Genomic DNA, 9,747 nt, shown 5'->3' on the forward strand with positions numbered 1-9,747 from the left:
ACATGGCCAAGCATGTCACCCAGAACCTGGCCCTGGCGTTCCTGGCCGGCATCGTGCTCCTGGCGATCCTGGCACCCGTCCTGCCGCTGCCCGATCCGATCGCCATGGACGTCATGAACCGTCACGGTAGCCCGAGCTTCGCCCATCTCCTCGGCGCCGACGAATTCGGCCGGGACACGCTGAGCCGTATCGCCTTCGGCGCGCGGGCCTCCCTGGCGGTGGCGTTCATCGCCGCCGTGCTTGCGGGCGTCGCCGGCGTCGCGCTCGGCCTCGTCGGCGGCTATTTCGGCGGCTGGCCCGAGATCCTCGCGATGCGGCCTCTCGATGTCATTCTTTCCTTTCCCCCCATGCTGCTGGCGCTACTGACCGTGGCCCTGATCGGCCCCGGCACCGAGACGCTGACGGTGCTGCTCGCGGTCCTCTTCGTGCCCACCTATGCCCGGGTCGCCTTCGGTGAAACCCTATCCGTCCGCCATCACGAATATGTGGAGGCGGCGCGTGCCCTCGGCCACACGGCGCCGCGGATCCTGTTCCGCACCATCCTGTCCAATGTGGCGGGTCCCATCCTCGTGCAGTTCTCCCTGGTGGTGGCCGCCTGCATCCTGCTGGAATCCGGCCTGAGCTTCCTCGGGCTCGGCGTGACCCCTCCGGAAAGCTCTTGGGGCCTCATGATCCGCGGGGCGCGGCCTTACATGTACCAGGCTCCCATGCAGTTGCTATGGCCCTGCCTGGCGCTGGTGCTGACGGTGTATTCGGTGAACCGCGTCTGCGACATGCTGCGCGACAGGTTCGATCCGAAGGCCGCCGTCCTCTGGTTCCCGGCGCCGCGGAAGACGGCGCGCGCCGCCTCCCCCGCTGCCGTCCCGGCCATGGGCAAGATGCTGGACGTGCGCGGCCTAGTGACCGAGATCGCGACACCACGCGGGGTCATCCGGGCGCTCGACGGGGTTTCGTTCAGTGTGCGCCCCGGCGAGACGGTGGCGCTGGTGGGCGAGTCCGGCTCCGGAAAGTCCATGACCGGCCTCTCCATCATGCAGCTCCTGCCCCGCCGTGTCGGCCGCATCGCGGGTGGCGAGATTCTCTATGCCCGCGAGGGCGCGGAGCGCTCGGGCGCCAGCGCGGCTGCAGCGGTCGACCTCGCACGCATCCCCGCCGCGAGGATGCGCGCCCACCGGGGGCAGGAGATCGGCATGGTCTTCCAGGAGCCCATGGCCTGCCTCAACCCGGTCTATACGGTCGGCTTCCAGCTGACGGAGGCGCTGCGCGCCCATGGGCGCATGACCAAGGCCGAGGCCCGCGCACGCGCCGAAGAAGAACTGCGCCGCGTCGGCATTCCCGATCCTGCCCGGCGGCTCAACGACTATCCGCACCAGCTCTCCGGCGGCATGCGCCAGCGCGTGGCCATCGCCATCGCCCTGTGCGGCCGCCCGCGCCTGCTCATCGCCGACGAGCCGACGACCGCGCTCGACGTCACCGTCCAGGCGCAGATCCTCGTCCTGCTCGACGACATCCGCAAGATGCAGGGCATCGGCCTGGTCTTCATCACCCATAATCTCGGCGTGGTGGCCGAGATCGCGGACCGGGTGGTCGTGATGTATTGCGGGCAGGTTGTGGAAGACGGGCCGGTGGAGGACATCTTCTACCGGCCCCTCCACCCCTACACCCGGGGCCTCATCGCCAGCGTGCCCCAGGACGGCGGCAGCGCCGACAAGAGCCGCCAGTTGTTCTCGATCCCCGGCACGGTGCCCAATCCCCTTGACCTGCCGCCGGGCTGCCGCTTCGCGCCCCGCTGTCCGGAGGCCATCGCGGCCTGCACCAAGGCGCCCCCCGCCATGGAGGCGGCCGGCGCCGGGCATCAGGTCCGCTGCATCCGCTGGAGGGAAATCTGATGACGGCGCCTCTCCTCTCGGTGCGCAACCTCGTCAAGCTCTACGGCGGCAGGGGTGGCCCGTTCTCCAAGGCCGCGGCCGCGATCCGCGCCGTGGACGACGTGAGCTTCGATATCGCCTCCGGCGAGGTGGTGGGGCTCGTGGGCGAATCCGGCTCCGGCAAGAGCACGGTGGGCCGCACGGTGCTGCGGCTCAACGAGCCGACCTCCGGGGCCATCTCCTTCGACGGCGAGGAGCTCACGCGCGCCACGCCGGCGCGCATGCGGGCGCTGCGGCGGGACATGCAGATCATCTTCCAGGACCCGTTCAGCAGCCTCAACCCCCGCGCCCGTGTGGAGGAGATCATCGGCGAGGCGGTTGACCTGCGCGGCCCTCTGCCGCGCGGTGAGCGCCGCGCGAGCGTGGTGCGCATGCTGGAGCATGTGAGCCTCTCGGCCGACCATCTCCGCCGCTTCCCGCACGAATTCTCCGGCGGCCAGCGCCAGCGCCTGTCCATCGGCCGCGCGCTGGCGGCAAGGCCGCGCCTCATCGTCGCCGATGAGCCGGTCGCCGCCCTGGACGTCTCCATCCAGGCGCAGATCATGAATCTCATCGCCGCCCTCCAGCGGGAGACGCAGGTGGCGATGCTCTTCATTTCCCACGATCTCGGCCTGGTGGAGTTCATCGCCGACCGGGTGATGGTGATGTATCTGGGGCGCGTGGTGGAGACCGCACCGACGCGCGAGATCTATCGCCGCCCGCGCCATCCCTATACCCGCGCCCTGCTGGCGGCGACGCCCTCAATCGATCCGCGTGCCGCGCGCGCCCGGCCGCGCGTCCTGCTGCGGGGCGAGCCGCCGAGCCCGGCCAACCCGCCGAGCGGCTGCGCCTTCCGCACCCGCTGCGCCTTCGCGCTGGAGGCGTGCGCGGTGGCAAGGCCCGCGCTGCGGGACATCGGCGGCGGCCATCAGCATGCCTGCCTGCGCGACGACATCGACACGCCTCGTGTCTAGCCACATCCCGACCCTACCAGACAATAAGCAAATGGAGGCATCATGTACCGTATAGGCGTCGATGTCGGCGGCACATTCACCGATTTCACACTGCTGAATGAAACCGACGGCGAAGTGAAATTCCACAAGGTTTCTTCAACGCCCTCCGACCCATCCGATGCGATTCTGATCGGAATCCGGGAGATGCTGGAGAAATTCGGCGTCGATTCCGGCCGGGTCAACTTCATCGGACACGGCACCACGGTCGCCACCAATCTGGTGATCGAACGCAGGGGCGCCAGGGCGGCGCTGATCACCACCCGCGGCTTCCGCGACGTCCTGGAGATCGGCCGCCAGACCCGCCCGCACCTCTATGACTACCAGGTGCAGAACCCGCCGGTCCTGGTCCCGCGCGCCCGACGCTTCGAGGTGTCAGAGCGCATGAACAGGGATGGCGAGGTGCTGCGCGCGCTGGACATGGCCGAGGTGGACGCGGTCATCGACAAGATCATCGCCTGCGGGGCGGTGGCGGTGGCGGTGTGCTTCCTCCACGCCTATCGCAACCCTGCCCACGAGGCCGCCGTGCGGGATCGGCTGCACGAGCGCGCGCCGGGCCTCTATGTCACCGCGTCGTCCGATCTCCTGCCGGAGTTCCGCGAATATGAGCGGCTCTCGACGACGGTGCTGAACGCCTATTCCGGCCCGCGGATGCAGACCTATCTCGACCGGCTCGCCGCCAATGTCCATTCCCTCGGATCGACGGTAGTGCCCTACACGGTCCACTCCAACGGCGGGCTGATGTCGATCCCGACGGTGCGGCAGTTTCCGGTGCGCACCTGCCTGTCCGGGCCGGCGGCCGGCGTGGTGGGCGCGGCGGTGGTGGCCAAGGAGGCCGGCTTCGACAATGTCGTCACCTTCGACGTGGGCGGCACCAGCACCGACGTGTCGGTCATTGTCGACGGGCGTCCTCAGTTCACGTCCAACCGCACCGTCGCCGATTATCCGGTGAAGACGCCGATGATCGACATCCACGTCATCGGCGCCGGCGGCGGCAGCATCGCCTGGATGGACGATGCCGCGGCGCTGAAGGTCGGGCCGCAGAGCGCGGGCGCCGTGCCCGGCCCCGTGGCCTACGGGCGCGGCGGCACCCTGCCCACTGTCACGGACGCCAACGTGATCCTGCATCGCCTGAGCCCGCAGGCGTTGCTCGACGGCAAGCTCAAGATCGAGGAAGCGGCGGCTCGGGAGGTGGTCACGCAGAAGGTGGCTAGCCCGCTCGGCCTGTCCGTGGAGGACGCCGCCATCGGTATCCTGCGCATTGCCAACGCCAATATGGGCCGGGCGATCCGCTCGGTCTCCACCGAGCGCGGCCATGACGTGTCGAAGTTCGCCCTCATGGCCTTCGGCGGGGCCGGGCCGCTGCACGCCTGCGACGTGGCGGCCGAATGCGGCATCCCTACGGTCATCATTCCCCGTGAGCCAGGCACCATGTGCGCACGGGGCATTCTGCTGTCGGACATCAGCCTCGATTTCGTGCGCACCTGCATCATGCCCGCTACCGCGCAATCCTGGGCCGCGGCTCAGCAGAACTTCGAGGAGATGCGCCGGGAGGGGGCCGCCTGGCTCGACGGTGAGAATGTTGCCTCAGCCATGCGCCGCTTCGTCCAGCTCGTCGAGGCCCGCTACGAAGGACAGAATTTCGAGGTGGCCGTGCCCGTCCCCCCGGACGCCGCGGTGAGTCTCGGCGCTTTCCTCGCCGACTTCGCTGCCGCCCACCGCGCCGGATATGGCTACGACATCACCGACCGGCAGGTGGAGATCGTCAACTGCCGCATCAAGGCGGTGGGTCTCGTGCCCAAGCCCCATAATGACTTCCGCCCAGAAGGCGTCGGCACACTCGCGGAAGCACGGATCGGGGTGCGCACCGTTGTGTTCTCGACCACGTCCGGCCGGGTCACCACGCCAGTCTACGAACGGGGGCGGCTGCCGCCCGAGACCGACTGCGCCGGGCCGGCCATCGTCGAAGAGATGAGTTCCACCACCGTCATCCCGCCATCCGCGAAGTTCTACGTGGACGCCGCAGGCAACATCATCATCACCAACATCAAGGCATCGCAATGAGCACGGGCACATCCGCCAAGGCCGCCCTCGTCCGCGGCCAGACCATGGCTGATCCGATCGCCATGGAGGTCTTCTCCAACCGTCTCCTCACCATCACCGAGGAGATGGGCAACACGCTGATCCGGTCCTCCTTCTCCACCAACATCAAGGAGCGCAAGGACTGCTCGGTTGGCCTGTTCGACCGGCATGGACGGCTCGTGGCGCAGGCCTCCCACATCCCCCTGCACTTGGGCTCGCTGCGCGGCAGCGTCAAGGCGACGCTGGAGCGCTTTCCCGCCGAAAACATGCGACCGGGCATGAGCTTCATCAGCAACGACCCTTATCTCGCCGGCGGCACCCACACGCCGGACATCGCCCTTGTCACCCCCATGTTCGCCGACGGCGAGCTGTGCTTCTTCACTGCCAACATCGCGCACCATTCCGACGTCGGCGGCAGCGTTCCGGGCTCGATCTCGGCTAATGCACGGACCGTGTTCGAGGAAGGCATTCGCCTGCCGCCGCTCCTCATCATGGAGGACGGTAAGGTGCGCGAAGACCTCCTCGACCTTATTGTTCAAAACACCCGCGAGCCGGAAGAACGCTCGCTCGATCTGCGCGTGCAGATCGCCACCAACGAACAAGGCAACGCCGCCCTGCGCGGACTGACCGCCCACATGGGCCTTTCTGCCGTTGAGCAGGCGGTGGAGGATATCCTCGCCTATACCGCGCGGCGGCTTCAGATGCGCATCGACGCGCTAGGCAATGCGCGCGGCACCTTCACCTGCTATCTCGACGACGACGGATCGGGAGGAGACCCGGTGCCGATCACCACCACCGTCTGGGTGGAGAACGGCCGGCTCGTCGTCGACTTCGCCGGCACCGGCCCGCAGGCCAAGGGCGCGCTCAACGTCTCCGCCAGTGCGCTGGAGGCAACGGTGTTCTATTCGGCCAAAGCGCTCCTCGATCCACAGCTCATGCCCAACGAGGGCATGATGCAATCCATCGAGATCCGCGCCGAGAAGGGCATCATCGTCAACGCGCAGTTCCCCGCGGCGACGGGCGCGCGTTCAATCACCTGCCAGAAGATCGCCCGCTCCATCTTCGGCGCCTTCCGCAGCATCTTGCCTGCGGACCGGCTGATGGCCTCGGGCAATGACGATCTGCCCACCGTAGTCTTCTCGGGCCGGCATGCGCGGCGCGAGGGCACCTATGTCTATCTGGAGACGCTCGGCGGCGGCGGACCGGCCACGGGGCGGACCGACGGCATGAATGCGGTCCACGTGCACGTCACCAACACCTCCAACCTGCCCGTGGAGGCTCTGGAGAACGAATACCCGCTGATGGTGGATGCCTACGCATTGGTGGAGCGCTCCGGCGGGGCCGGCAGGCAGCGCGGCGGACTCGGCCTGGTGCGCCAGGTCACCTCCCTTCAGGACGGCACCATCTTCTCCGCCCGCTCCGATGGGCAGAAGCATGCCCCCACCGGCGTGGCCGGAGGATGCGACGGACTGCCGGCACGCCTTTATCTCGACTACGGCCTTCCCGGTGAAAAGATTCTGCCGTCCAAGGTCACGCACCTGACGCTCAACCACGGCGAGAACATCCGCATCGAGACGGGCGGCGCCGGCGGCCTCGGCGACCCCACCGAACGACCGGCTACGGCAGTCCAGACAGATCTCGACAACGGCTTTATCGCTCCCGAGGACCTATCACTCTACGGCCGCGGCTAAGGCCTGGGGCGCGCAGCATGAGCCAGCGCACGCCGAAAGGGGAAGCCGCTCTGTCGGCCCTCTGCAAGACCAAAGCACAGGAATGGGGGATGCGCATAGTGAGGCCTGGAATGGACGTGCCGGACATGGAAACGCGCCTGGAGCACGATCTCCTCGGTGACAAAGACGTGCCGTCCTCCGCTTACTACGGCGTGCATACCTTACGTGCGGTGGAGAACTTTCCGATCACCGGCACGCCCATCGCGATTTATCCTGATCTCATTGAAGCCTTGGCGTGCATCAAGCAGGCGGCGGCGCTCGCCAATGTGGATCTGCGCCTTTTGGACGCACGCAGGTGTGACGCCATCGTCGCGGCTTGTGTGGAGATCCGCGAGGGCAAGCTTCACGATCAGTTCGTTGTCGATGTGATCCAAGGCGGCGCCGGCACCTCCACCAATATGAACGCCAACGAGGTGATCGCGAACCGGGCCCTCGAGCTTCTGGGCCGGGAGAAGGGCGACTACCAGGCCCTCCACCCCAATGAACACGTCAACCTGAGCCAGAGCACCAATGACGTCTATCCCACCGCATTAAAGATCGCGGCCCATGTGGGGATCCTGCGCCTGGCGGAGGCGATGTCCACCCTCCGCCGGAGCTTCGAGGTGAAGGCAGAGGAATTTCATGACGTGCTGAAGATGGGGCGCACTCAACTGCAGGATGCCGTGCCCATGACGCTCGGCCAGGAATTCAGCACCTACGCCGTCATGCTGGGCGAGGACGAGGACCGCTTGAGGGAGGCCGCGTGTCTGATCTGTGAGATCAATATGGGGGCCACCGCCATCGGCACCGGCATCACCGCCCATCCCGACTATGCGAAGCTGGTCTGCACCCACCTGTCGGCGATCACTGGCATCCCCTTGGTGACCTCTCCCAATCTGGTGGAGGCCACCCAGGATTGTGGGGCGTTCGTCCAGCTCTCCGGCGTCTTGAAGCGGACCGCCGTCAAGCTGTCCAAAACCTGCAACGACCTGCGCCTGCTCTCCAGCGGGCCAAGGGCCGGGTTTGGAGAAATCAACCTGCCGCCGGTCCAGGCGGGTTCTTCCATTATGCCGGGAAAGGTCAATCCCGTGATTCCGGAGGTGGTGAACCAGGTGGCCTTCGAGGTGATTGGCAACGACCTCACCGTCACTTTTGCCGCAGAAGCTGGCCAACTGCAGCTGAACGCTTTCGAACCCATTATCGCGCACAGCTTGTTCAAAAGCATGACGCACCTGATGCAGGCCTGCCTTACCCTGGAAGAGCGCTGCATCCGGGGAATCTCAGCGAACCAAAGCGCCATGCGCGCCGCGGTGGAGCGCTCGATCGGCATTGTGACGGCGCTCAATCCCTACATCGGCTACGCCAACGCCACGGCCGTTGCTCAGGAAGCGCATGCCACGGATCGCGGCGTCTATGAAGTCGTCCTCGCGAGGCGCCTCCTTTCGAAGGCGCAATTGGACGTGCTGCTCCACCCGGACGTCCTGACCAAGCCCCAGACCATGTTCGATGGGCAGGAGAGATGATCGCGTCCTGATGGCGTTCGTCTTCCGATGGTTTTGGCAGGTGTGCAGGATCGGCTGTCATCGGCCGACCCTCACGCTTTCAATTTGACGGATTGAATTGGGACATGCCGGATATTTTTACCGGAACGCGGGTGCTGCGCTGTTTCGTCGAGGTGGCGAGCCACGGCAGCTTTCGCAGGGCCGCCATCTCAATGGGTATCCAGGAGTCATCCGTCAGCCGGGGCATTCGTAATCTTGAGCACCAGATCGGCGCCTCTCTCTTTATCAGGCACTCGGGGGGCATAACGCTCACACTCGCGGGGCAACGCTTTCTTGATCGGGTGCGCGACGCGCTCGATCAGCTTGAAACCGGTGTTAGAGAAGCGGCTGCCACAGCGCAGCCGGACAGAGCTCATCTGAGAGTCGGGGTGTTTTCAGTTGCGGCTTGCGGACCTATTTCGCAACTGTTCGTCGATTTTGATCGCCAGTACCCTCATATTGACATTGAATTTCATGAATCATCAGCGGCGCACCACCTGCTATCCCTTGGAAAGGCGCATCTTGATTTGGCGTTCACTATTGGGAATTCGCATCCACATTCGTATGATGCAACCGAGGTCTGGCGCGAGCGAGTGTTTCTCGCCTTTTGTGAGGGGCATCCATTGACGCTTAAAAGCCGCTTGGCCTGGAGCGACGTTGCTCAGGAGCGCTTGTTAACATCCTCTGGCGGATCAGGTGATGAGATCCGTGATTACGTTACAGATCGCGTAAGGGCCATGGGCGGCGAGTCGAAGGTGGTAGTGCATAACATTGGGCGTTATAGCCTTTTGGGGCTGGTAGCGGCCCGCCAGGGAATCATGCCCCTGCTGGAGTCGGAGACAATTCTTTCGATACCGGGGGTCACTTATCGACCGATCGGCGGAGAGGCGCTCCCGATCTTTGTCATAACCTCTCCTAAGAATGATAGCCCAGCTGCTCGTGCACTCCTAACTCTCGCTCGGACGACAGGTCAGTCGGGCTGATGGCGCCGTGGACCATGCGCGTATCGCTACGGTCTGGCCGCCGCGTCCTTGCGAATGCCCGATCCTCGGCATGTCAGCCTCCATAGGGATCGAGACCGAGGTCTGGCGTGACAACGACCCGCATCGGGTACGGACGGTCGAGGCCGGCCTTGAGGCGCTGTGCGGTGCTTCTCGCATGTCCTGGACGACAAGTTGAGGCAGACGGCAGCGGGACAGCATCGCGGTGCACGGATCGAACCTCTGTAGGCGATCTCCGACCGCTAGGTGGTGTGGACAGTTACCTGATCCACAGGACGATGGCAGCGATTGTGACGATGGCGAGGTAGTTTCGCGCGGTCTTCTCGAAGCGGGTCGCGACACGCCTGAACTGCTTGAGCTTGGAGAAGCAGCATTCGATCAGGTGGCGCTGAGCGTAGAGGTGCCTGTCGAGGCTATGCTTCCTGGCGCGGGATGGATTGGACGGGATGACCGCCTGCGCGTTCCTTGCCGCGATTGTGGCGCGCAGGGCGTCGCTG

The 9,747-nt window shown here is 65.7% G+C and carries 7 protein-coding genes; 6 read left to right on the forward strand and 1 reads right to left on the reverse strand.

From position 1 onward, the window contains the following. Positions 1–2: 2 nt before the first annotated feature. The 6 genes from YU1_RS0123305 (at position 3) to YU1_RS32905 (ending at position 9,232) form a co-directional block, all read left to right on the forward strand. Entirely contained in the window at positions 3–1,889 is a 1,887-nt protein-coding gene (locus YU1_RS0123305) for a dipeptide/oligopeptide/nickel ABC transporter permease/ATP-binding protein (protein ID WP_029006133.1), read from the forward strand. Then, a complete protein-coding gene (locus tag YU1_RS0123310; protein ID WP_035716496.1) occupies positions 1,889–2,881 on the forward strand; it encodes an ABC transporter ATP-binding protein in 993 nt (330 codons plus the stop codon). Before YU1_RS0123305 ends, YU1_RS0123310 begins: the two co-directional genes overlap by 1 nt. 42 nt (positions 2,882–2,923) lie before the next feature. Beyond that, positions 2,924–4,981 (forward strand): hydantoinase/oxoprolinase family protein, encoded by a 2,058-nt coding sequence (locus YU1_RS0123315; RefSeq protein WP_029006135.1) that lies wholly within the window; start codon positions 2,924–2,926, stop codon positions 4,979–4,981. Between the two features lie 62 nt (positions 4,982–5,043). Continuing rightward, entirely contained in the window at positions 5,044–6,690 is a 1,647-nt protein-coding gene (locus tag YU1_RS0123320) for a hydantoinase B/oxoprolinase family protein (protein WP_280790723.1), read from the forward strand. Positions 6,691–6,800: 110 nt separating this feature from the next. Then, the gene (aspA, locus tag YU1_RS0123325; RefSeq protein ID WP_198019029.1) at positions 6,801–8,231 is read left to right on the forward strand and encodes an aspartate ammonia-lyase; all 1,431 of its coding nucleotides are present in this window, start codon (positions 6,801–6,803) and stop codon (positions 8,229–8,231) included. Between the two features lie 104 nt (positions 8,232–8,335). After that, a complete protein-coding gene (locus tag YU1_RS32905) occupies positions 8,336–9,232 on the forward strand; it encodes a LysR family transcriptional regulator (RefSeq protein ID WP_084540076.1) in 897 nt (298 codons plus the stop codon). 277 nt (positions 9,233–9,509) lie between these two features. Here the strand turns inward: YU1_RS32905 and YU1_RS0123330 are convergent. Next, positions 9,510–9,747 (reverse strand): IS5/IS1182 family transposase (locus YU1_RS0123330; protein WP_029004616.1); only part of this gene is annotated, 238 nt, incomplete at its 5' end.

The organism is Azorhizobium doebereinerae UFLA1-100, from assembly GCF_000473085.1.
Lineage (GTDB): Bacteria > Pseudomonadota > Alphaproteobacteria > Rhizobiales > Xanthobacteraceae > Azorhizobium > Azorhizobium doebereinerae.